Source organism: Vulcanithermus mediatlanticus (assembly GCF_055385885.1).
On sequence record NZ_AP042385.1, the window covers coordinates 1,692,634 to 1,713,460 of the forward strand.

Sequence of the window (20,827 nt, forward strand, 5' to 3'; positions counted from 1 at the left end):
CCTCAGTATTCGAGCGCTTTTTTGGCGGCGTTAAGAATTCGAGTCACCGTCGGCATGTAGAGCCGGTCGGGAATGTAGGGATAGGGGGTGTCGAAACCGGTGACGCGGATCGGCGGGGCGAGGAGCTGGTCGAGCAGTTCTTCGGCGATGGTGGCCGCAACCTCGCTCGCAAAACTCGCCATACGCGGCGCTTCGGCGATGACCAGGGCGCGCCCGGTCTTGGCCACCGAGTTGAGGACGGTTTCCTTGTCCCAGGGCACGAGGGTTCGGAGATCGATCACCTCTGCCTGGACACCAGCTTTTTCCAGCTCCTCAGCGGCTTTGAGGCTTTCGACCGTTGGCCCGCCGTAAGTGATCATGGTCAGGTCGTTCCCAGACCTGCGGATCGCCGCCTCGCCAAAGGGGAGCGTGTACTCTTCATCTGGAACTTCTTCTTTGATGGACCGGTAAAGCCGCTTGGGCTCCATGAAGACGACGGGGTCGTCGTCGCGGATCGCGGTCTTTAAAAGCCCCAGGGCGTCGTAGGGGGTCGAGGGGACCACGACCTTCAGCCCCGCGGTATGGGCGAAGTGGGCTTCCGGGGACTGGGAGTGGTGGTGACCACCCTTGACCCCGCCGCCGGAGGGCATGCGCACCACCATCGGGGCCTGGAACTGTCCGCCAGAGCGGTAGCGGATTTTTGCCGCCTGGCTCACCAGCTGGTCGAAGCCAGGGAAGACGTAGTCGGCAAACTGGATCTCGGCGACCGGTCGCAGACCGTGAACGGCCATGCCAACCGCCGCCCCGATGATGGCGGCTTCCGAGAGGGGGGTGTCGATGACGCGGTCAGGGCCGTATTTCTGATAGAGCCCCTCGGTCGCGAGGAACACGCCGCCGCGCTTGCCCACGTCCTCGCCCAACACCACCACCCGTTCGTCGCGGGCCATTTCTTCGTCAAGGGCACGTTTGACAGCTTGAACGATGGTCATCGTGGCCATGGTCCCTCCTTAGAGTTCTTCGAGCAGGATGCGCTTTTGTTCCTCGAGGTGCCAGGGGCGCTCGGCGTACACGTCGTCGAACATCCACTCGGGCGGAACGGCTTGGGCAGAGAGGGCTTTCTCCTCAGCCGCTTCGAGCTTTTTCCGCTCTTCATCCCGCACCTGTTCGCCGAATTCGGGGGTCCAGAGCTTCCGTTTTTCCAGGAAGCGTTCAAAGCGCGTGATGGGGTCCCTCTTCTTCCAGGCCTCGACCTCTTCCTTCGGTCGATAGACGCTGTCGTCGTCCGCTGAGGAGTGCGGCCCGTAGCGGTAGACCAGGAGTTCGACCAGCGCCGGGCCCAGCCCTTCGCGTGCTCGGCTCACCGCTTCACGCATGACGTAGTAGCTGGCCAGAACGTCCATGCCGTCTACCACGTATCCGGGCATGCCGTACGCGTGGGCTTTATCCGCAATCCTCGCTGAGGCCGATTGCTTTGAGAAGTCGACGCTGATCGCGTAACGGTTGTTCTCGGCTGCGAAGACGATGGGTGCGCCCTGCACACCGGCGAAATTCAAGCCCGCGTGCCAGTCGCCTTCGCTGGTCGCCCCGTCGCCGAACGTGGTCAGGACCACCTGCCCCGTCCCCTGGAACTTCATGCTCAAAGCCGCTCCGACTGCGGGGACGACGTGGGAAGCGATGGGGGAGGCCACGGTGAAGACATTGAGATCCTTGTGGCCGGGGTGTTCTGGCATCTGACGGCCCTTGTTGGGATCGAGCACCGTCCCTGCCATCTGAGCAAAGAGTTGCTCGGCGGGGTACCCCAGGGAGAGGAGGAGGGTTTTATCGCGATAGTAAGGGAAGACCCAGTCAAAGCCGGGCCGGATGGCCGCGGCCATACCGACCTGGGCAGCTTCGTGGCCCGCGGCCGGGGCAACAAAGCTGGTTTTCCCAGTTCGGAGAAGGACGATATAACGCTCATCGAGGAGCCGGCCCGCGACCATGTTTCGGTAGAGGGTGAGGAGGGTGTCCTCCGATAGGTCGAGCTCGAAGTCCCCGATCCAGTTGCCTTTTTCATCGATGAGCCGTATCGGCTCTTCGGTAAACGGTTGGAACATCCATGTGTCCTGTATCATGCCTTTCCCCTTTCCCCTGAGCCGGGGTTACCGCACTCAGGAAGCCCACCCTTGGTCAGGATGAGCCCATGTTCCGGGGTGGGTTGCACCCGGGAACAAAGACCCCGGTGCGCTGCACCGGGGCCGGGGCAGCGGTTTCCGTGATGATCATCGTCGCCTTCCTACTCACGGACCGCTCCTACGAGAGACATTATACCTGGGGAGGGGAGGTGGATCAGTGAAAGTGGAGGTTTTCACGATCGGCAAGCCCCGGCTGCGTTTCGTTCGGGAGGGTGTCGATGAATATACAAAAAGGCTGCGGAGGTATGCAAAAATTTCCCTTGTCGCCGTTGGGGACGAGTCCGCGATGTTGCGCCAGAGTCAGGGTGCGTTTCGGATCGTTCTTGACGAGCGGGGAGATCTGCCGACGACCGAGGCCTTCGCTCAGCGCTACTGGTCGTGGATGAACGCTGGGAAAAAGCGGGTCGCTTTTTTGATTGGGGGTGCCGAAGGTCACAGCGACGCGATTTTTTCTCGAGCCGACTGGATTTTGGCCCTGTCCCGGTTCACGCTCCAACACGAGCTCGCCCTTTTGGTGTTGTTCGAACAGCTCTACCGGGTCCAAACGCTTTTGGCCGGACATCCCTACCACCGGCCTTCTCGCTGATTGACCCGGTGGCGAGGGCGGTGTTTGAGCTGCATGAGCGAAAGATGAAAGAAGTGGGTCCTATGACCCTACTGGGCTGGTGCTCGCCTCGGATAGGCTTGGTGAGAAAAAGCGCAAGCGCAGGCGAAGGCGGCTGCATGGGAAGCGCTTGGGAGCTTGAGGAATGTATGCGAAAGAGCACCTGACCCAGCGAGGTAGGATCCGAGGCTACGCTTGGATCTTGTTTTGGCTTAGCTTCATCGGCTACTTGGTGTTCTTCCCGGTTGTTCACCACAATGCCGAAGGTGGCGAGACCGCGCTTTCGCTGGTTTGGGTCGGGCTCGTGGGCTGGTTTTTGGGGCCTCACCTGGGGGCCGGGGCGGGGATCCTCAACATCCCCCTCCACTTTTTCCTCAACTCGAGGGTGCACGATCCCTTCACGCTCTCCCAGTTCGTAATGGGGGAGTCGCCGGGGTTGATCATCACGCTCGCCGCCGGCGTGGTCGCCGGATGGGTCCGTCGCCTCTTGGACGTGGCTCGCGCGCAAAACACCGAGCTGGCCGAGGTTCACCGCGAGCTCCACTTGGCCCTGGCCCAGCTTGAAACCCTGATCCGTTCGGGACCGGTGGTGATGTTTCGGCGCGAGGGGCCTGAGTTCCGCCTCACCTACATCAGCCCAAACGCGGAGCGCATCCTGGGCTACCAGCCAGAAGAGCTCCTCGGGGGCGTGCCTTCCGAGCAGGCCCAGCACATCCACCCCGAGGACCGGGATGCCTTCCGGCGCGCCACCGCCCGGCTCCTCGAGGCCGGTGAGGTTGCCCTTACCTATCGTCTCCGCCATGCCAAGGGTCAGTACCGCTGGTTTTATTCGGAGGGGCGGCTCATCGATCAGGAGGAGGATGAAAAACCAGTGCTCCTCGGCTACCTCCTCGATGTCACCGACCAGGTCGAGGCCAACCAGTCGCTGCGGCGGTTGGTGGAGCAGCACGTGGCGCTCTTTGACCTCGCGACCCTCGCGGTCGATTCTAACGAGCTCACGCGCCTTTTCCAAAAGACGATCTCCGTCATTCAGCGAGTCCTCCAGGCCAGTCACACCGCGATCGGTCGCTACGATCCCCGCGATGAACTTTTAGTGATGGAGGAGGGAACCGGTCTTTCAGCCAGTGGACAGACAAAGCCCACGCTGTCGGTTTCCAAGTCGGAAATTGGCCGGGCGTTTTCCAGCGGGAAGACCGTGAGCCTGTCAGACCTCTGCCAAGCGGAAGCGTCAGGCTTGGATTCGATCTGGTGCGACGCCGATGTGAACGCGGCCGTGTTGGCTCCGATACCGGGGGAAGGTCGCCCCTGGGGCGTTTTGATCGTCGGTTACCGGCACCCCAAGACCTTTGGCCCCAATGAGATGACCTTTATCGAGACCGTAGCCAGTGTTTTGGGGAGCGCCATTCGCAAGCTCACCTACGCCGAGCGGATCCAAAACCTCGCGTTCCACGACCCCCTCACCGGCCTTGGCAACCGCCGTGTTTTGGAGGTCGAAGCACCGAAGATCTTGGCCTTGGCTCGCCGTCAGCGTTTCCCAGTGGCCTTGCTCTTCCTGGATCTCGACAACTTCGGCGAGGTCAACAATGCTCTGGGGCACGAGGTTGGGGACGAGGTGCTCAGGACGGTGGCCAACCGACTTCGCCAGGCGACGCGGGAGAGCGATGTATTGGCGAGGGTGGGGGGCGACGAGTTCATCTTATTGCTGCCAAACGCCGGTCGTCGCGAGGCCGAGCGGGTCGCCGAGCGGATCAACGAGCTCCTCGAAATTCCCTTTACCAACGGACGTCACCGGTTTTCCCTCCACGCCAGCGTCGGCATCGCCCTTTTTCCCAGTCACGGCAGCGACCTCGAGGAGCTGATTCGGAAGGCCGATGCCGCCATGTACCGGGCGAAAGGCGAAGGGGAGCCGTTTTGCATCTTCGATCCTCGCGAGGCGCTGCCGAGCCCCGAGCGCCTTGACCTGGCGAGCGCGTTGCGCGAGGCCATTCATCGCAACGAGCTCGTGCTCCACTACCAGCCGATTCTCGACATGCGCAAAAACGACCTGGTCCGGGTGGAGGCGCTCCTGCGCTGGACGCATCCCCGGAGGGGGAATATATCCCCGAACGTCTTCATCCCCCTGGCGGAAAAGACGCGGTTGATCACTGAGATCGACCGCTATGCTTTGGAAAAAGCGATCCGCCAAGCGGCGCTGTGGCACCGGGAGGGGTTGCGGATCGGAATCGCTGTGAACCTCTCGCCGCCGAGCTTTTGGAAGCTCGACCTGCCCGAGTTGCTCATGCAGCTGCTCCAACGCTACGGGTTGCCGCCCGACCTCCTCACCCTGGAGATCACCGAGCGCGTCCTCGCGAACCCCCACCACGCGGCGCCGGTTTTGCGAGAACTCCGGGAGCTCGGAGTCAAAATCGCGGTCGATGACTTCGGGACCGACTATTCCTCACTCCGTTACTTGAGGGAACTTCCCCTGGATGAGCTCAAGATCGACAAGGGGTTTGTGCGGGAAATCGGTAGCCACCTGGCGAGCGAGGCCATCGCCCGCACCATCACCACCCTGGCTCACGAGCTGGGGCTGAAGGCGCTGGCCGAGGGAGTCGAGACCGAGCACCAGCTGTCGTGGTGCAAGCGGGAAGGGTGTGACCTGGCCCAGGGGTATTTCATCGGAAAGCCCATGTCGCCGGCCTCGATCGTTCAGCTGGTTCAGGATTTGGAGCGGCAATCGTCGGGCCCGAGCGCCTGAGTGCGCGATGGAAGGTCGAGGCAGCTGAACAACGATATGCTGTGTTCTTGTGATGGCCTTTGGCGAGTTTCAAGTCCCAGTTGATGAGGCCCGGGTCGTTGTGCTCCCCGTTCCTTACGACCTTTCGCTGTCCTGGCTCCCCGGGGCGCGGCGGGGGCCGGAGGCGATCCTTGCCGCCAGCAAGGAACTCGAACTTTTTGACATCGCTTTGGGGATCGATCCCTCGGGGGCTGGAATCCACGCTGCACCGGAGGTTCCGATCATTGCCGGGGATGCGAGGCGCTCGCACGAGGAGATCGAGCATGCGGCCAACCATTACCTCGAACTTGGCAAATTCCTGGTCGCCCTTGGGGGCGACCATTCGATCACGCTGCCTCTGGTGCGGGCGCATCTTTCGCACTGGCCGGCGTTCGGCGTGCTCCATCTTGACGCCCACGACGATCTCTACCCGGAATGGCAGGGCTCTCACCTCTCCCACGCCTCGGTCATGCGTCGGGTGTTTGAGCTTGGCGTCCCGATCGTTCAGGTCGGCCAGCGTGCGGTATCGTACGCGTCCCACCGTTTTATCGGGGAAAACGAGATCGCGCTCTTCCCCGCGCACCGGATCCAAAAAGAGGGACTGCCGATCGAGGCGGTTCTCGCGGCCCTCCCCGACCGGGTTTACATCAGCTTTGATTTCGACGTTCTCGATCCTTCGGAGATGCCTTCGGTGGGGACCCCATTGCCCGGTGGACTGCGCTACCCTGAGGTTCTTGGCCTGCTCGAGGCCGTCTTTTCGGAAAAGGAAGTGGTGGGGATGGATTTCGTTGAGCTTTCCCCGAACGGGATGTTCTTTGCCGAGATGACCGCCGCGCAGCTGGTCTACCGCGCCATCGGCCTCAAGGCCCTGGCCGCGGGTTGGCTCCCCGGGCTGGCACATTCCGACCAAAGGCAGTAGACTCGGGGCTTGGCCCTGGCGCGATCCGGGCCGAGGAAGGGGGACGGCATTGAGTTGGACGACACCTAGGAAAGCGGTGCTTTTGTCTGCGAGCGCTGAGGGCGGAACCCCCCTCAACGCCTTTGATAACGCGCTTTTGGCCATGGGGATTGGCAACGTCAACCTGGTCAAGCTCTCAAGCGTCATCCCCGCGCACGTCGAGTGGGTTGAGCGTTTGCCCGAGCGTATCCCCATCGGCATGCTCCTGCCGACGGTGTACGCCCACGCGGCGTCGGAGACCCCGGGGGTCCAGGTCACGGCGGCCCTGGGCGTTGGGCTCCGTCCCGATGGCGCGGGCGGGCTGATCTACGAATACAGCGGCGAGGTTACGGAAGCGGCGGCCCGTGAGGTGGTCGAGGCCATGGTTCGGGAAGGCTTTGCCCAGCGCGGATGGCCACTGCAGGACGTCCGGGTTGCGGTGGCCTCGACCCGGGTGGCCGAAAAGCCCGCGGCCGCGGTGGCCGCGGTGGTGATGTTCCCCTACTGAAGGGCGCTGGGCGCGGGTCCGAGAGGCGAGGAGGCGGCGGTGGCGTTCATCGAGTGGTACCCGAGGGGTTACGGTGTGGGGTTCGAAGTCCGCGCTAAGCTCGTGGAGAAGACGAGCCCTTACCAAAAGATCGAAGTCTACGAGACCACGGGCTTTGGGCGGATGCTGGTCATCGATGGAACGGTTCAGCTGGTCGAGGAAGGGGAGAGGAGCTACCACGAACCGCTGGTGCACCCGGCGTTGCTCGCACACCCCGATCCCCGCGACGTGTTGGTCATTGGCGGAGGCGATGGGGGAACGCTGCGGGAGGTTCTCCGCCACCCCGAGGTTTCGCGGGCGGTGATGGTGGAGCTCGATCCCGAGGTGCTCTCGGTCTCCAAGGCCCACCTGCGGGTGGCCCCAGAGCTTTTGGAGAGGCTCTTCGCCGATCGCGAGCCCCGGGCCAGCCTGCGCGTCGAGAGCGGGGCCGATTATCTCGAACGGAGTGAGGGGGCGTTCGACGCCATCATCGTTGACTCGACCGACCCGGTGGGGCCGGCTGAGGCACTCTTTTCTCACGAGTTTTACCAAAAAGCCTACGCCGCCCTCAAACGCGATGGGATTTTCGTCACCCAGGCGGGAAGCGTCTACCTCTTTACCGACGAGCTCTTGGGTGCCCATCGGCGGATGCGCGAGGTGTTCGACCGGGTCTGGGCCTACAGTTTCCCGGTGATCGGTTACGCCTCGCCCTGGGCCTTCCTGGTAGGGGTCAAGGGCGGGGTCGATTTTGAGCGGGTGGATCAGGTCCGGGCCGCGGCGCTCGACCTTGAGTACTACGACCCCGAGCGCCACCAAACCCTCTTTCAACTGCCCCGCTTCGTGAGGCTGCGGCTGAACGCCGGGGGCTAGGGGTTCACTCGGGCTTTGGCCGGTCCGTGAATGCGCTCGCCGGACCCGATCGGTCCGGCTCTTTTGGTCTGGGTTAAGAGTGAACCGGGGCCCGGAACAGCCCGGGCCCCGGTTCGCCCTCGATCGGGCGTTAGAAGTCCATGTCGGGGGTGTTGGCACCGGCAGGCGCCGCTTCTTTCTTCTCCGGCTTTTCGGCCACCACGGCCTCGGTGGTGAGCACCATCGAGCCGATGGAAGCGGCGTTTTGCAACGCGCTGCGGGTGACCTTGGCCGGGTCGATGATGCCGGCGTCGATCATGTCGACGTATTCGCCGGTGGCGGCGTTGAAGCCGAGGCGCTCGTTGTCGGTCTTGGCCAGGATCTGGCTGACCACGACCGAGCCCTCGAAGCCGGCGTTCTCGGCGATCTGCCGGGTCGGCTCCTCCAACGCCCGGCGCACGATCTTGGCCCCGGTCGCCTCGTCGCCCTCGAGGCCCGCGATGACCTCGTCAACCTGCTTGATGGCGCGCAGGAAGGTGGTGCCGCCGCCGGGAACCACGCCTTCCTCCACCGCGGCCCGGGTGGCGTTCAGGGCGTCCTCGAAGCGGTGCTTCTTCTCCTTGAGCTCGGTCTCGGTGGCCGCACCGACCCGAATCACCGCCACGCCGCCGGCGAGTTTCGCCAGCCGCTCCTGGAGCTTCTCCTTGGCGTACTCGGAGTCGGTGACCTCGAGCTCCTTCTTGATCTGGGCGATGCGGGCCTCGATGTCTTCCTTCTTGCCCTTACCGCCGACGATCGTGGTCTCGTCCTTGGTGATGCGGACGCGCTCGGCCTGACCCAGCATCGAGATGGTGGCGTTTTCGAGCTTGATGCCGAGCTCCTCGCTGATGACCTGGCCACCGGTCACGGCGGCGATGTCCTTGAGCATCTCCTTGCGACGATCGCCGAAGCCGGGGGCCTTCACCGCGGCGACGTTCAGGGTGCCGCGCAGCTTGTTGACCACCAGCGTGGCCAGAGCCTCACCCTCGACGTCCTCGGCGATGACCAGCAGGGGACGCCCGGTCTGGGCCGCCTGCTCGAGGATGGGCAGGAGTTCGCGGACGTTGCTGACCTTCTTCTCGACGATGAGGATGTAGGGGTTTTCGAGGACCGCCTCCATGCTCTCGGGGTTGCTGATGAAGTAGGGGGAGACGTAGCCCCGGTCGAACTGGTAGCCCTCGACGAACTCGAGCTCGGTCTCGAGGCCCTTGGACTCCTCGACGGTGATGATGCCCTCCTTGCCCACCTTCTCCATCGCGTCGGCGATCAGTTTGCCGATCTCAGGGTCGTTAGCGGAGATGGTGGCGACCTCCTCGATGGCCTTGCGGTCCTCGACCGAGATGGCCATCGACTTGATCTTCTCGACCGCGGCCTCGACGGCTTTCTCGATGCCGCGCTTGAGGGCGAGGGGGTTGGCGCCGGCAGCGACGTTCTTCAGGCCCTCGCGGACGATGGCCTGCGCCAGGACGGTCGCGGTGGTGGTGCCGTCACCGGCCACGTCGTTGGTCTTGCTCGCCACCTCCTTGAGGAGCTGGACGCCGATGTTCTCGAGGTGGTCTTCGAGCTCGACTTCCTTGGCGACGGTCACCCCGTCCTTGGTGATGGTGGGGGCGCCGAACTTCTTCTCCAGGACCACGTTGCGGCCACGGGGGCCCAGGGTCACCTTCACCGCATTGGCCACGGCGTTGACGCCGCGCTCGAGTGCCCGACGGGCCTCTTCGTCAAAAACGAGAATCTTCGCCATTTTCCCTCACCTCCTACTTCTCGATGACCGCGAGCAGGTCGCGCTCCGAGAGGACCACGTACTCTTCGCCGTCGAGTTCGATCTCGGTGCCGCCGTACTTGGCGTAGACCACGACGTCACCCACCTTGACCTCGAGCGGCACCCGCTCGCCGTTGTCGAGGAGCTTGCCCGTACCGACCGCGAGCACCTCGCCCTTTTGGGGCTTTTCCTTGGCGGTGTCGGGGAGCACGATACCGCTCTTGGTGACCTCTTCTTCCTCGATGGGTTTCACCACCACCCGATCCCCGAGCGGTTTGATCTTGATCTGTACCTGCGTTGCCATGCTTACCCCTCCTTACACTGGCGTTGGCACTCTCATGCCTCAAGTGCCAAGCTCCAGATGCAATTATGGGGCGTGCCCGCTTGCATTGTCAAGCTGGCGGGTAAAGATTTGAGTTTCGTTGACGCAGGGCTTCGTAGAGCAAGAGGGCAGCGCTCACCGAGGCGTTGAGGCTGTCGGCCTGGCCGTACATGGGAATGGTGACCTGGATCCGAGCCGCATGCAGCCAGGCTTCATCGAGCCCCGTGTGCTCGGGGCCGACGATGATCGCGGTGGGTCCGGTGAAATCGACCGCCCAGTAAGCGGTGCGCGCGTGCGGTGAGCTCGCCACCAGGGTGTAGTCCCTGGCCCGGAGCCAGCGCAGCGCTGCCTCGCGGCTGGCCAGGGCCCAGGGGAGGGTAAAGACCACCCCGGTGCTGGCCCGGATCACGTTGGGGTTGTAGGGGTCCACGTTGGTTTCGGCCGCGATCAAGCCGGCCCCGCAGGCATCGGCGGTCCGCATCATGGCCCCCAGGTTGCCTGGTTTTTCGATGCCCACCGCGACCAGGACCAATGGGCCCGGAGAGAGCGCCTCGAGCCGCGGCGTTTCCACCCGGGCGTGGAGGATGAGCCCGCTGGGGTTTTCGCGGTAGGCGATCTTTTGAAAGGCCGCTTCCGAGAACAGGATGCGCGGGATGTCGGGGTGGGTTTGCAAAACGCGCGCTTCCTCGGGTGTGATCTTCTCTTCCCAGACCAGGAAGGCGAGGGGGGCAACCCGCGTAAGGGCGCGCGAGATCTCGCGCGCCCCCTCGATGAGGATTTCCCCGCTTTGTTCGCGTGCGCGGCGCCGCTTGAGCCTGGCCAGCGACTTCACCGTCCGGTTCGCCGGGCTCAGGATTCGCCGCGAGGTTTGGGCCATGGTCGGATCGCTTCACTGGCCCTTGGGGGCTTTTTGCAGGGCCCCGATCGCCTCGCTGGATTTGAGGTCGGGGTTTTCCAGGGCGTAGTCGAGTGCGGTTTTGCCGTAGATGTCCTTCGCTGTGGGATCGGCGCCCAGCTCGATGAGCGTCAGGATGACCTTGGGCGATTTGCTGTTGAGCGCCGCCAGGTGGATGGCGCTGCGGCCCTCGAGGTCCTTGGCCTTGAGCGAGGCCCCGAGCTTGACCAGCATGCTGACGACCTCGGGGTTTTCGTTGAAGGCCGCGGCGTACATGAGCGGGGTGTAGCCGAGCAGGTCCTTCTTATCGATTTCGGCGCCCTCTTTGACCAGGAACTCGATCACCTCGGGCCTCGGGTTGAGGGCGGCGGCGTAATGCAAGGGGGTACGGCCGAAACGATCGGTTTTGTTGACGAGATCAGCGGGAATGGCGCTTTTCACCGCGGCCAGATCGGCTCCGGACCAAAACAGCGGGTCGAACGGGTCCGTGGCTGGCTTTTGCGCCGCGGCGACGGCCAGCAGCAGGGCAAGGAGCGGGAGCAGTTTGACCAGTCGTTTCATCGTTCCTATCCTAACCGGGGAAAATGAGAAGCCCTTTTCCCTAGGCCCCCCCGGACTCCAGCTTGAGGTAGTGGCGAAAGGTCTCCCGGACCCGCTGGTGGACGAGCCCGGGCGGTTTCCCGGTCATGAAGGCGATGACCTCGTCGACGCTTTGGGCCAGGTAGATGTGAAAGCGCGCCCTTTCCACCGCTCGGACCAGGGCGGGTGAGGCCACGAGGTGTTTCCGATTGGCGATCGGGATGACGATGCCGGCGCCGCTCGTCCCCAGGGCGTTCGCGGTCGCGAAGACCCCCTCGACTTTCTCGATGATGCCGCCGACCGGCAGGACGTTCCCCTTTTGGTCGATGGCGCCGGTGATCACCACGTCTTGCCGTAAGGGGAGGCCCGAGGCGGCGCTGAGCACCGCCAGCAGCTCGGCCAGGCCGGCGGAGTCGCCGTCGATCTCTTCGCCGAGTTGTTCGAAGACCAGGCTGATGGTGGCCGAGAGCGCCCCGACGTCGGCGTAGTGCCCGCGAAGGTAACCGCTCAGCGTGAGCACGGCTTTGGAAAAAAGGGGGCCGGCGAGCTGGCTCTCGCGCTCGATGGAGATGATCCCGTCCCGGCCCGGGGCCACGGTGGCGGTGATTCTGACCGGTTGGCCGTAGGGGGCGTCGCCTTCCTCGATGACCAGGGCCCCGAGGGCCTCGCCGATGCGGTGTCCGTTGAGCTGAAGCCGCCACTGACCCTCGAGGACCTCTTTGAGGTAGCGCTTTTGGCTCAGGGCCTGACGGCGTCGCTCATTGGCGATGACCTTTGGCAGCGGTTGGCGGGACTTGGCGGCGATTTCGAGGAGCCGAACCGCCTCGCCGATCTCGCTGCTGAGCCGCTCGGCGTGCCCCGCTTTTCGCGCCAGGTGGCGCGCCAGCGCCTGGATATCGTCGCGGGTCACGGGGCCGAAAAATCGCGAGAGCGTTCCCCAGAGCCAGGCCAGCGTGCGGGGCGAAAGGGGAAGATCGACGCGCAAGCGGGCCCACTCGAATCGCTTGAGGCTGGCGGCGATGGTCTCGAGGGCCTCGCCGTCGCCGACCAGGACCACCCGGGCGCGAAGCGGAATCTCGGGTGGCAAGGGCCCGGGGCAGGGGTTTGGGGCCCGGGGTTTAAAGGCCCGCAGGCGAATCGCCTCCACGAGGGCGTCGCGAAGGGTGGCGTTTTGAGCGATGGGTTTCGCCTCGAGCACCGCTACCCCGCTCCCCACCCTAAGGAGAGTGCCGGGGTGGAAGTCCGCTGGGCTGGCACACGGACCATGAGGCCCCTCGCGGTAGGCGAAATCCCCGAAGATATGACTGAAGGTGGGATAGGGTTCGTAGAAGAAGCCGGGCCGTCCGCCCCGGTGCAGCACCCTCGCGGCTTTCTCTCCAGGCCGGTCGGCCAGACGCCACCCGCCCGAATCGGGCTCGAGGACCAGCGGGGGGTCTTCGGGGAGCGACTTAAGGAGGGGGGCGAAGAAGGCCTCGAGGCGCGCACCGATCAGGAACGATTCAGGGGCCTCGAGCAGCACCGGGTGGCCCAGCAGAAAACCGGCCTTTAAGGCCGCCTTGGCCTCGGGCTGGCCGAAGAGGGGGTCGGGGTTTGGCTCGGGGCTTTGCGGCATCGGGATCTGGAGCCGGATCGCCTCGGCGTTTGCGCGGCGCACGTCCCTTACTTTAGCCTGAAGCCATGCCGAGGCGAATCGATGTGCTGGCGATGGTGCTGGCTGGCGGCAGGGGAACGCGGCTCTACCCGCTCACCGCCAAGCGGGCCAAACCCGCGGTGCCGTTCGGGGCCATGTACCGCATCGTGGACTTCGTCCTCAACAACCTGGTCAACTCCGGCATCTATTCGATCTACGTCCTCATCCAGTACAAGGCCCAGTCCCTGACCGAGCACATCCAGCGTTACTGGCGCCTCGGGGCGTTCCTCGACGATCATTTCATCGTGCTGGTTCCAGCCCAGATGTACCTCTACGAGGAGCTCGGGCCGGTCTGGTACCGGGGCACGGCCGACGCCATTTACCAAAACCTGCACCTGGTGGAAAACCACTCGCCGGAAGTGGTGGCGGTTTTCGGCGGGGATCACATCTACAAGATGAATGTCCGGCACATGGTGGAGTTCCACCTCGATACCGGGGCCGACGTGACCCTCGCCGCCTACCCGGTGCCCATCGAGGAAGCCAGCCGTTTCGGCGTCATCGAGGTGGACGAGCGGGGGCGGGTTCTCTCGTTCCAGGAGAAGCCGGAACACCCGAAGCCGATGCCCACCGATCCTTCCCGGGCGCTGGTGTCGATGGGCAATTACCTCTTTAAGACCGAGGCGCTGCGGTCGTTATTGCTGGAGGATGCCGAGGACGACGAGAGCACGCATGATTTCGGCAAGGACGTCCTGCCCAAAGCCCTGGCCGAAGGCTACGCTCTCTTCGCCTATGACTTTTTCCAAAACCCCATCCCCGGTGAAGGGCAAAACACCTACTGGCGCGACGTGGGGACCCTGGATGCCTATTTCGAGGCCAGCATGGATTTGGTGACCGAACGGCCCTCCTTCGACCTCTATAACCCCGACTGGCCCCTCCGTACCGCGAACCTCTTCAGCCCGCCGGCGAAGTTCGTTCGCGAGGAGGCGGGGCGGGTGGGGCAGGCCGTGAATTCGCTGATCGCCGGAGGCGTGGTGGTGAGCGGCGGGACGGTCCGGGAGTCGGTGCTCTTTCGCGGGGTGAAGGTCAACTCCTGGAGCCTGGTCGAGCGCTCGGTGCTCTTCGACGGGGTGGAGGTCGGTCGGAAGGCCCGGTTGCGCCGGGTGATCGTGGACAAGGGCGTGCGGATTCCGCCGGGAACCGAGATTGGCTATGACCTCGAGGCCGACCGGGAACGGGGGTTCACGATCACGCCCGCGGGCGTGGTGGTGGTCCCCAAGGGGTATCGCTTTGAGGAGACCGCCTGAGCCGGATCCGGTTGGCGTTTTCGTCTACGGGACCCTCCGAAAGGGGGCGCGGTCCTTCGCCGTGGCGCGCTCGGCCGGTTGGCGAAAAAGTGTGCCGGGTTACGTCGACGGGTTCATCCTCTATGACCTGGCGCTTGGCTATCCGGCAGCGGTCAAGGCCGGGCGGGGCCGGGTTTGGGGAGAGCTGCACTATTATCGCGACCTCGAGTTCGCACTGGCCCGCCTCGATACCTTCGAGGCTGTCGGCGAGGAATACGAACGGGTGCGGGTCTGGGTCCAGCTCGCCGGGCGGCGGGTGCCGGCGTGGATGTACGTCTATCCGAGCCGGGCCGCCGTGGCCGGGGTGGGTGGGACGAGGTGTCCTTCGGGCTGGTGGCGCCGTGTACCGTAGGAGTTTGAAGCCACGACGCGGGGTCGAGCTCGTGGCCGTTTATTTCTACCGGCCATTGGCGCACCTTGTGGTCGTCGCCCTTCACCGGAGCCCGGTGCGGCCAGAGCACCTGGTGCTGGTGCAGGGGGCGATCGGTCTGGGCGCCGCGTTCATGCTCCTGGCCGGGAGCGACGACCTCGCTGCGGTGTTGCTCTTGGTGCGCACCACGCTCGATAACGCCGACGGCCAGCTGGCCCGGGTGCGGGGACAGGCCACCCAGCTCGGGCGCTACCTGGATACTGAGGTCGATTTTTTCACGAACGTCGGCCTGTTCGTCGCCTTGGGTCTCCGGGCCGGGGCGCTTTTCGAGGCGCTTATAGCCTTGGCCCTGCTCACGCTTTTGCTCTCTGCCGACTACGTCCTAAATAGCTCCGGTCAGCTCCCCCCGTCGCGGGGTCCCGAGCCGTGGGCAACCTGGCTCGAGGCCTTCTACCGTTCGGTGTTCGGGCCCCAGGATGCTTTCTTTCGCCGGGTCTTTTTTTTCGGCGACCCACCCCCTTGGTTGCGGCAACTCCTCGCCAACCTCGGGCTTTCCAGCCAGCACACGGCGCTGGCGCTGCTGGCGTTTTTGGGGTGGAGTCCGGCGTATGTGGGGCTGGTCATCGCCGAGGCGGTTTTCGTTTTCGCGTTGTATCTTGGCCACATATGGCGCATCCGATTCCCACGGTCGCGGCGTTGGTAACCGGGCCTTCGGGCCGCGTGCTGTTGGTCGAGACAACGAAGTGGCGGGGGCTTTGGGGCGTCCCCGGGGGCAAGATCGAATGGGGCGAGTCCATGGAGGACGCGCTTTTACGTGAGTTTGAGGAGGAAGTGGGACTTTTGCTCTCGGATCTGCGACTGGTCCTGGTGCAGGAGATGATCCTTGATCCGGCTTTTCACAAACCGGCGCACTTCATCCTCCTCAACTACCTGGCGCGGACCGCGGAGGAGACGGTTCGCCCCAACGAGGAGATCGTACGCTGGGCCTGGGTCGAGCCCCGGGCGGGGCTCGACTACCCGCTCAACGTTTACACCAAGCGTTTGCTCGAAACATACCTGGAGGTTTCTGGTGAGTGAGCTTCGTAACGTGCGAGCCCTGGTGACCGGGGCAGCAAGGGGCATCGGGCGGGCGATCGCCCTCGAGCTCGCCCGGGCGGGCTGTGACGTGGCGGTGCACTACCGGAAAAGCCTCGACGAGGCCCGATCGGTCGTGGCGGAGATCCGGCGTCTGGGTCGAAAGGCCCTCGCCGTTCGTGGCGATCTCACCGACGCGTTCGAGGCTGAGGCGGTGGTCCGGGCGGTCGGACAGGGTCTTGGTGGGCTTGAGGTGGTGGTCAACAACGTGGGGGATTACCTCTATAAGCCCATCGAGGCGGTGAGCCCGAAGGAATGGCTCGCCATCCTCGATTCCAACCTGAACTCGGCGTTCTTCGTGACCCAGGCGGCGCTGCCCTACCTGCGCCAGCGGGGGTGGGGTCGGGTCATCTTCCTGGGGTATGCCGGGAGCGGGCAGATCACCTCGAAGACGCATATCACCCCGTATTTCGTGGCCAAGACCGGGGTGGTGCTCTACGCCAAGGCCCTGGCCCGGCGTTTGGCGGGCGAGGGTATTACGGTCAACGTCGTGAGCCCGGGGGTGGCCGAGAATTCGGTGACCAAACCCCTCGATGAGCTGCCCATGGGCCGGCCGGCGACGCTTTCGGAAGTGGCCCGGGCGGTGCTCTTTTTCGTCCGCAAAGACTCGGGCTACCTCACCGGGCAGGTACTGGAGGTCTCGGGAGGGTGGAACCTCTGATGCCGGCTTCGTCTCCTAGGCAACCAATGGCCCCCGCCTTCGCTGCTAGGCTTTGGGCATAGGCGCCGTGAGCGCGCGCGGGCTTTAGACGATTCGGAGGCGGTATGGAAAGGGTTGAAAAAACAGTCGAGCTGGAAGACACCGGATTGGTGTTTGAAACGGATCTCGATATCGATCGCATGAGCACCTTGGTCGAGGCCTGGCTGCGCTTGATCGGCGAGGACCCGTCTCGCCAAGGGCTCAAGGACACCCCCCAGCGCGTGGCCCGGGCCTGGGCCTTTTTGACCAGAGGCTACCGGCAAAACCTCGCCGAGGCGGTCAACGGTGCGCTCTTTGAGGCCGAGGGATCTGAGATGGTGGTGGTCAAGGGCATCGAGTTCTACTCGCTGTGCGAGCACCACCTGCTGCCCTTTTTCGGGCAGGTGCACATCGGTTACATTCCCCGGAAGAAGGTCCTCGGTCTTTCCAAGTTCGCCCGAATCGTCGATATGTACGCCCGGCGCTTGCAGATTCAAGAGCGCCTCGCGGTTCAGATCGCCGAGGCGGTGGCTTCGGTCACCGAGCCCGAGGGGGTCGGGGTGGTCGTCGAGGGCGTTCACCTTTGCATGATGATGCGAGGGGTGGAAAAGCAGCACTCAACCGCCACCGCGAGCGCGATGCGGGGGGTGTTTAAGACCGATGCCAAGACCCGCGGGGAGTTTTTGCGTCTGATCCGATCCTCCACCCGGTGACCCTTGGGGCCGCGCTCTGCCGGGTGAGCACTCTTGAGGTCACCCGGTGGAAGCTCAGCTCGACCCCGATGACCCCGGCCGCGGCCCGGCTTTGCAGGGTAAGGGGCAGGTCGGGGGCGAGGTCGAACCAGTAGTCCCCGTTTCCGAGGGGAAGGACCAGGATATTGCCTTCCCGGTAAGGACCGGTCACGGGAGCGAAGTGGACCCGGGTGTGGCCGGCGCTCAGTTCAAGGGGCAGGCTCTGACCGTCGAGCCCGACGTAGAGCGGGTTTTCAAGGTAGGCGTTGAGCCGCAAACGCAAAACCACGGGTTCATTTTCGAAGGCCTCGAGGTGGACCTGGCTGGGTTCGGACTGGTGAAGGTCGCGGATGAACCAGATACCCCGGCGGCCGATCTCGGTTCCGGGGCCGCGGGCGATGGGTTCGGGGGAGAGCATCTCCGCGCCCACCTCGAGGGGCTCGGGTGCCGGCGCGTGGCGATGGTCTGGCTTTTGCCCCCGGAAGGCCTTGAGGCTGAGCTCGGCCCAAAGATCGAGTTTGGGCAGCGAGGTGCCCTCGAGCGGCAGCCCGCCCGAGATTCGGTGGTACGCCTCGGCCAGGCCCTCACCCTGGTTGCGGGCGGCCTGGGCGATCCGCCGGTGGAGCCGAGTCTTGAGATCCTGGGGGAGCCCGGAAGCCAGGGCCCGTCGGGCGACGGGATCGGAAAAGCGCAGACCTTCCGGGCTCATCTTGAGCCAGCGGCGGACGATCAGTTCGTCGAGGTGGCCTTCGGCTTCAACGGCGTCGACCAACCAGTCGCCGATGGGTCCGGGGTGGATGGCCAGCCGCTCAAGACAGCTTCGCGCCGGGTGCGTGAGGCGGCGGGCCTCGAGGTGGTAGCTGGCGACCAGGCTGCGGGGGTAGGGGCGGCCGGACCCGGCTGCTTCAGCGAAGTGGCGCTCGACCCCGCCGGTGGCCAGGAAAAACCGGGCTTGTTCGGAAAAACTCATGTGCTCCGCGCGATTCTTGGCTTCCTCGAACGTGAGCCGGGGGTAGTGGACGTAGCGGGTGCGCTTTGGGGGGTAGCTGGCCCGGAGGGTCAGGAGGCTTTTCGGGTCTTCTCCGAAGTGGGAGCGCACGTAGACCAAAAGCCCGCCGCAGTTGAGGCAGGCCTCGATGTCCACCTCGCGCTGGAGCAGATAGAGCGCTCGTTGCCTTTGGGGCGGAGTTTTCCGGATCTCCAGGCCGCGCGCGGCGGCGATGCGGTGAATGAGCGTGCTGACGTCGGCGCCGGTCGGGGCTTCGATGATGAGGAGCGAGGGTTCGGGGAGGTCCTCGAGGAAGCCGTAGGGTTGCGCGGCGAAAAGACGCGAGCGAAGCGCGCCGAGCCAGCTGTCCCAGGGGACCTCGAGGTTTTCCAGGCCCTCCAAGGGCAGCCCTTCGCCATCTTCTTCGAGGCGGACCCGGGCCGGCAGCACCAGCACATCGTCGCCGCGAGCCCAGTAAGGGTCGTCGAGGGCGCGGCGGATCTTGGCCAGCTCGACCCTCAGGTTTTGGAGGGCGGCGTTGTGGTTCCAAAGCAGGCGCGCCAGCCTGCGCCGGGGGGTCGGCCCTTCGATGGCCAGATAGTAAAGGATGGCGAGCGATTTCTTTCCGAGCGAAACTGGGTTTCCTCGGTTTTCGAGGCGGGCCTGACCGTATAAATGAAGCGTTGCTTCCTGCATGAATGAACTCCTCGGGCTTTGCGGTGACGGCGCGTAAAGGCTGGCGTGAAGCTGGCGTGAAAGGGTGCCCGCGACTGGCCGCTTGACCTTAACGCCCAGCCTACCACAGCCCGAGTGGACCTTGGCTGCGGGTCTTTGGCCGTGAAGGCCGGTTTTACTCACCGGGGACTAATATTCGGATGTGGCTAGGAAAGGGAGGTGGTCAAATGGCACGAGGTAGCATCTGGGCCTTACTGTTCTTGCTGGGCTTTGCCTTGGCGGTGACGTCTGTGTCCCAGATGCGTGCAGAGGTCAGTGAGCAAATCGAAGTACGGGTTCCTCAAAACAGCGCGGTGATGTACATCGGCGCGGCCCCGGCCATGGGGATGGCGCTCGCCAGCTCTGGCAGCAGTTCGGTGGGGCAACCCCCCTACTGCGACAACAGCCCGACCGACCCCAGCCTGTGCCTGAGACCCGAGGACACCGCGGTCTACTTCGACCTCCGGTGCGCCACACTGGGCGCGGTGCCCGTGCATTGCCCCTCGCTCTACCCAGAGCTTCCTGAGGGTCGCTTCCTCGACGACGAGGGACGGCCTTATCCGCCGCTCAAACTCAACGAGTGGGGCATGGTGATTCCGGGTTCGAAACAGTTCCCGCAGTTTTTCACCCACCCTTCGCTTCGACTGAGCATCTTCACCACCCAGAGCAACTGGGACCTCTCGGTCGCCGTGCTCGCGCCTTTGGAGGATCCGACGAGCGGACGCACGCTCGGCGAGAACCACCTGGCCGTGCACTCGATCCTGACCGGCTCGGGCAACGCCAATCCGCCTTCGCCCGAGTGGAAGTGTCTCGGTGAGGCTCCGGACTGGCCACCTTCGGTGATCTGTCCGGCGCCGGCTGGTGTTGGTGGAGGGGTTCTCCTCGAGGCGGTCCGGGGGTATGCCGGCGGATGGCAGTCGGTCACGCTGGGGATCAAGCTGCGGCTGGATGGCAGCGAGGCGCCCGGCAACTACCAGGGGGTGCTCGTCTACTCACTCACGCTGCTTTAGAGGAAATGGCATTCGGCAGATCATAGATTTTTCGGCAAAAGATTCCTGGAACAGGAGATCAGAATGAAAAGGCATTGGACAGCAGCATTTGCAGTACTGGCGCTCGGCGCATTGGCGGTTTCTTCAGCGAACGGCGAAAACGGCACGGGTAGCCCCGAGGCGTGGACCGTTGGCGATGACTCAGGCGCGAGCGTGAGCGAAGAGATCAACGTGGTCATCCCCGAGCGTTACGCGCTCCATTTGACCGAGGCGAGCTGGGTCGTCGATCTTGGCGCCGATGAATTCCCCTCGGCTCCGAATTCTTACACCTATAACCCGAACGACCCGGCGCTCCCCGATGAGGGCTGTTACCTGGTTCCGAAGGGCGTTTTGACGCCTCAGGATCTACAGGGCTTCCTGGCCAGCGGAGGCGAGTTGCTCCCGGCGATGAACTACCCGGCCATCTACGACTACAACGATGATGGCGCGATCAGCAACGAAGAGAAGGGCACCGTGCTCTGCCTGAACACCAAGATCCTCCAGAAGTTCTCCAACAACCCCGATGGCTGGCAGCTTTCCGTCGAAGTGACGAGCCCCGCCAGTGAAGGCTTTGGCATCTTCGGTCTTGGCGACTTCATCATGCCCAACGGCCCGGCCGACGGTTTCATGACCGCGACCCTTCCTTACGGTCCGGACGTCGTTGCTCAGGGCAGTGGCACCACCGGCGGATGGCTTGACGACCTGATCCTCGAGGGCTTCTGGTTCAACGGTACCGAGGCTTCGGGCACCTACGACATCACGGTCAACTTCGTGCTTTCGAGCCTTTAGGGG

21 protein-coding genes are annotated in these 20,827 nt (G+C 64.2%); 13 read left to right on the forward strand and 8 right to left on the reverse strand.

Features of this window, described 5'->3' with window-relative positions:
• Positions 1 to 2: 2 nt before the first annotated feature.
• Positions 3 to 977 carry an alpha-ketoacid dehydrogenase subunit beta gene (locus ACZ5BT_RS09755; protein ID WP_464884398.1) on the reverse strand — a complete coding sequence of 325 codons (975 nt, stop codon included), beginning with the start codon at positions 975 to 977 and terminating at the stop codon, positions 3 to 5.
• Between the two features lie 9 nt (positions 978 to 986).
• A complete protein-coding gene (locus ACZ5BT_RS09760; RefSeq protein WP_464884399.1) occupies positions 987 to 2,090 on the reverse strand; it encodes a thiamine pyrophosphate-dependent dehydrogenase E1 component subunit alpha in 1,104 nt (367 codons plus the stop codon).
• 217 nt (positions 2,091 to 2,307) lie between these two features.
• Here ACZ5BT_RS09760 and ACZ5BT_RS09765 point away from each other — a divergent pair, with 217 nt between their 5' ends.
• The 5 genes from ACZ5BT_RS09765 (at position 2,308) to speE (ending at position 7,842) form a co-directional block, all read left to right on the forward strand.
• Complete coding sequence (locus ACZ5BT_RS09765) at positions 2,308 to 2,736, forward strand: 23S rRNA (pseudouridine(1915)-N(3))-methyltransferase RlmH (protein WP_464884400.1); 429 nt, start codon at positions 2,308 to 2,310, stop codon at positions 2,734 to 2,736.
• A gap of 220 nt (positions 2,737 to 2,956) precedes the next feature.
• Positions 2,957 to 5,491 carry a sensor domain-containing protein gene (locus ACZ5BT_RS09770; RefSeq protein ID WP_464884401.1) on the forward strand — a complete coding sequence of 845 codons (2,535 nt, stop codon included), beginning with the start codon at positions 2,957 to 2,959 and terminating at the stop codon, positions 5,489 to 5,491.
• 52 nt (positions 5,492 to 5,543) lie between these two features.
• Complete coding sequence (gene speB, locus ACZ5BT_RS09775; RefSeq protein WP_464884402.1) at positions 5,544 to 6,428, forward strand: agmatinase; 885 nt, start codon at positions 5,544 to 5,546, stop codon at positions 6,426 to 6,428.
• Between the two features lie 49 nt (positions 6,429 to 6,477).
• Positions 6,478 to 6,954, forward strand: a complete 477-nt coding sequence (locus ACZ5BT_RS09780) for a pyruvoyl-dependent arginine decarboxylase (RefSeq protein ID WP_464884403.1) — start codon at positions 6,478 to 6,480, stop codon at positions 6,952 to 6,954.
• 39 nt (positions 6,955 to 6,993) lie between these two features.
• Positions 6,994 to 7,842: a polyamine aminopropyltransferase gene (speE, locus tag ACZ5BT_RS09785; RefSeq protein WP_464884404.1), complete on the forward strand. Its 849-nt coding sequence runs from the start codon at positions 6,994 to 6,996 to the stop codon at positions 7,840 to 7,842.
• Between the two features lie 130 nt (positions 7,843 to 7,972).
• Here the strand turns inward: speE and groL are convergent, their stop codons facing one another.
• The 5 genes from groL to ACZ5BT_RS09810 form a co-directional block, all read right to left on the reverse strand.
• The gene (groL, locus tag ACZ5BT_RS09790; protein ID WP_464884405.1) at positions 7,973 to 9,604 is read right to left on the reverse strand and encodes a chaperonin GroEL; all 1,632 of its coding nucleotides are present in this window, start codon (positions 9,602 to 9,604) and stop codon (positions 7,973 to 7,975) included.
• A 13-nt stretch (positions 9,605 to 9,617) separates the two neighbouring features.
• On the reverse strand, positions 9,618 to 9,926 hold the full coding sequence (groES, locus tag ACZ5BT_RS09795) for a co-chaperone GroES (RefSeq protein ID WP_464884406.1): 309 nt from the start codon (positions 9,924 to 9,926) through the stop codon (positions 9,618 to 9,620).
• Positions 9,927 to 10,014: 88 nt separating this feature from the next.
• The gene (locus ACZ5BT_RS09800; RefSeq protein ID WP_464884407.1) at positions 10,015 to 10,821 is read right to left on the reverse strand and encodes a TrmH family RNA methyltransferase; all 807 of its coding nucleotides are present in this window, start codon (positions 10,819 to 10,821) and stop codon (positions 10,015 to 10,017) included.
• Between the two features lie 12 nt (positions 10,822 to 10,833).
• Positions 10,834 to 11,400: an ankyrin repeat domain-containing protein gene (locus tag ACZ5BT_RS09805; protein ID WP_464884408.1), complete on the reverse strand. Its 567-nt coding sequence runs from the start codon at positions 11,398 to 11,400 to the stop codon at positions 10,834 to 10,836.
• Between the two features lie 40 nt (positions 11,401 to 11,440).
• On the reverse strand, positions 11,441 to 13,072 hold the full coding sequence (locus ACZ5BT_RS09810; protein WP_464884409.1) for a S16 family serine protease: 1,632 nt from the start codon (positions 13,070 to 13,072) through the stop codon (positions 11,441 to 11,443).
• 23 nt (positions 13,073 to 13,095) lie between these two features.
• On the opposite strand from ACZ5BT_RS09810, the gene glgC reads away from it, so the two are divergent.
• From glgC to folE, 6 genes are all read left to right on the forward strand, one after another.
• Complete coding sequence (glgC, locus tag ACZ5BT_RS09815) at positions 13,096 to 14,352, forward strand: glucose-1-phosphate adenylyltransferase (protein ID WP_464884410.1); 1,257 nt, start codon at positions 13,096 to 13,098, stop codon at positions 14,350 to 14,352.
• Complete coding sequence (locus ACZ5BT_RS09820) at positions 14,258 to 14,743, forward strand: gamma-glutamylcyclotransferase family protein (protein ID WP_464884411.1); 486 nt, start codon at positions 14,258 to 14,260, stop codon at positions 14,741 to 14,743. The genes glgC and ACZ5BT_RS09820 overlap by 95 nt, the downstream gene beginning before the upstream one ends.
• 4 nt (positions 14,744 to 14,747) lie before the next feature.
• Positions 14,748 to 15,464: a CDP-alcohol phosphatidyltransferase family protein gene (locus tag ACZ5BT_RS09825; protein WP_464884412.1), complete on the forward strand. Its 717-nt coding sequence runs from the start codon at positions 14,748 to 14,750 to the stop codon at positions 15,462 to 15,464.
• A complete protein-coding gene (locus ACZ5BT_RS09830; protein WP_464884413.1) occupies positions 15,428 to 15,838 on the forward strand; it encodes an NUDIX domain-containing protein in 411 nt (136 codons plus the stop codon). Before ACZ5BT_RS09825 ends, ACZ5BT_RS09830 begins: the two co-directional genes overlap by 37 nt.
• Positions 15,831 to 16,556, forward strand: a complete 726-nt coding sequence (gene tmpR / locus ACZ5BT_RS09835) for a bifunctional dihydropteridine reductase/dihydrofolate reductase TmpR (protein WP_464884414.1) — start codon at positions 15,831 to 15,833, stop codon at positions 16,554 to 16,556. The genes ACZ5BT_RS09830 and tmpR overlap by 8 nt, the downstream gene beginning before the upstream one ends.
• A gap of 104 nt (positions 16,557 to 16,660) precedes the next feature.
• On the forward strand, positions 16,661 to 17,287 hold the full coding sequence (gene folE / locus ACZ5BT_RS09840) for a GTP cyclohydrolase I FolE (RefSeq protein ID WP_464884415.1): 627 nt from the start codon (positions 16,661 to 16,663) through the stop codon (positions 17,285 to 17,287).
• Here folE and ACZ5BT_RS09845 read toward each other — a convergent pair.
• Positions 17,226 to 18,989 (reverse strand): hypothetical protein, encoded by a 1,764-nt coding sequence (locus ACZ5BT_RS09845; RefSeq protein ID WP_464884416.1) that lies wholly within the window; start codon positions 18,987 to 18,989, stop codon positions 17,226 to 17,228. The genes folE and ACZ5BT_RS09845 overlap by 62 nt on opposite strands.
• A gap of 206 nt (positions 18,990 to 19,195) precedes the next feature.
• Here ACZ5BT_RS09845 and ACZ5BT_RS09850 point away from each other — a divergent pair, with 206 nt between their 5' ends.
• Together ACZ5BT_RS09850 and ACZ5BT_RS09855 are read left to right on the forward strand one after the other, a co-directional pair.
• A complete protein-coding gene (locus ACZ5BT_RS09850) occupies positions 19,196 to 20,017 on the forward strand; it encodes a hypothetical protein (protein ID WP_464884417.1) in 822 nt (273 codons plus the stop codon).
• Between the two features lie 63 nt (positions 20,018 to 20,080).
• On the forward strand, positions 20,081 to 20,824 hold the full coding sequence (locus tag ACZ5BT_RS09855) for a hypothetical protein (protein ID WP_464884418.1): 744 nt from the start codon (positions 20,081 to 20,083) through the stop codon (positions 20,822 to 20,824).
• Positions 20,825 to 20,827 lie beyond the last annotated feature (3 nt).

Bases quoted from the DNA above. Each gene is read 5' to 3' on its own strand.
- ACZ5BT_RS09820 (WP_464884411.1), top strand. From the start codon at position 14,258: ATGACCTCGAGGCCGACCGGGAACGGGGGTTCACGATCACGCCCGCGG.
- ACZ5BT_RS09845 (WP_464884416.1), bottom strand. From the start codon at position 18,989: ATGCAGGAAGCAACGCTTCATTTATACGGTCAGGCCCGCCTCGAAAAC.
- ACZ5BT_RS09800 (WP_464884407.1), bottom strand. From the start codon at position 10,821: ATGGCCCAAACCTCGCGGCGAATCCTGAGCCCGGCGAACCGGACGGTG.
- ACZ5BT_RS09755 (WP_464884398.1), bottom strand. From the start codon at position 977: ATGGCCACGATGACCATCGTTCAAGCTGTCAAACGTGCCCTTGACGAA.
- ACZ5BT_RS09850 (WP_464884417.1), top strand. From the start codon at position 19,196: ATGGCACGAGGTAGCATCTGGGCCTTACTGTTCTTGCTGGGCTTTGCC.
- glgC (WP_464884410.1), top strand. From the start codon at position 13,096: ATGCCGAGGCGAATCGATGTGCTGGCGATGGTGCTGGCTGGCGGCAGG.
- ACZ5BT_RS09760 (WP_464884399.1), bottom strand. From the start codon at position 2,090: ATGATACAGGACACATGGATGTTCCAACCGTTTACCGAAGAGCCGATA.
- speB (WP_464884402.1), top strand. From the start codon at position 5,544: ATGGCCTTTGGCGAGTTTCAAGTCCCAGTTGATGAGGCCCGGGTCGTT.
- groES (WP_464884406.1), bottom strand. From the start codon at position 9,926: ATGGCAACGCAGGTACAGATCAAGATCAAACCGCTCGGGGATCGGGTG.
- ACZ5BT_RS09830 (WP_464884413.1), top strand. From the start codon at position 15,428: ATGGCGCATCCGATTCCCACGGTCGCGGCGTTGGTAACCGGGCCTTCG.
- ACZ5BT_RS09855 (WP_464884418.1), top strand. From the start codon at position 20,081: ATGAAAAGGCATTGGACAGCAGCATTTGCAGTACTGGCGCTCGGCGCA.
- folE (WP_464884415.1), top strand. From the start codon at position 16,661: ATGGAAAGGGTTGAAAAAACAGTCGAGCTGGAAGACACCGGATTGGTG.
- groL (WP_464884405.1), bottom strand. From the start codon at position 9,604: ATGGCGAAGATTCTCGTTTTTGACGAAGAGGCCCGTCGGGCACTCGAG.
- ACZ5BT_RS09805 (WP_464884408.1), bottom strand. From the start codon at position 11,400: ATGAAACGACTGGTCAAACTGCTCCCGCTCCTTGCCCTGCTGCTGGCC.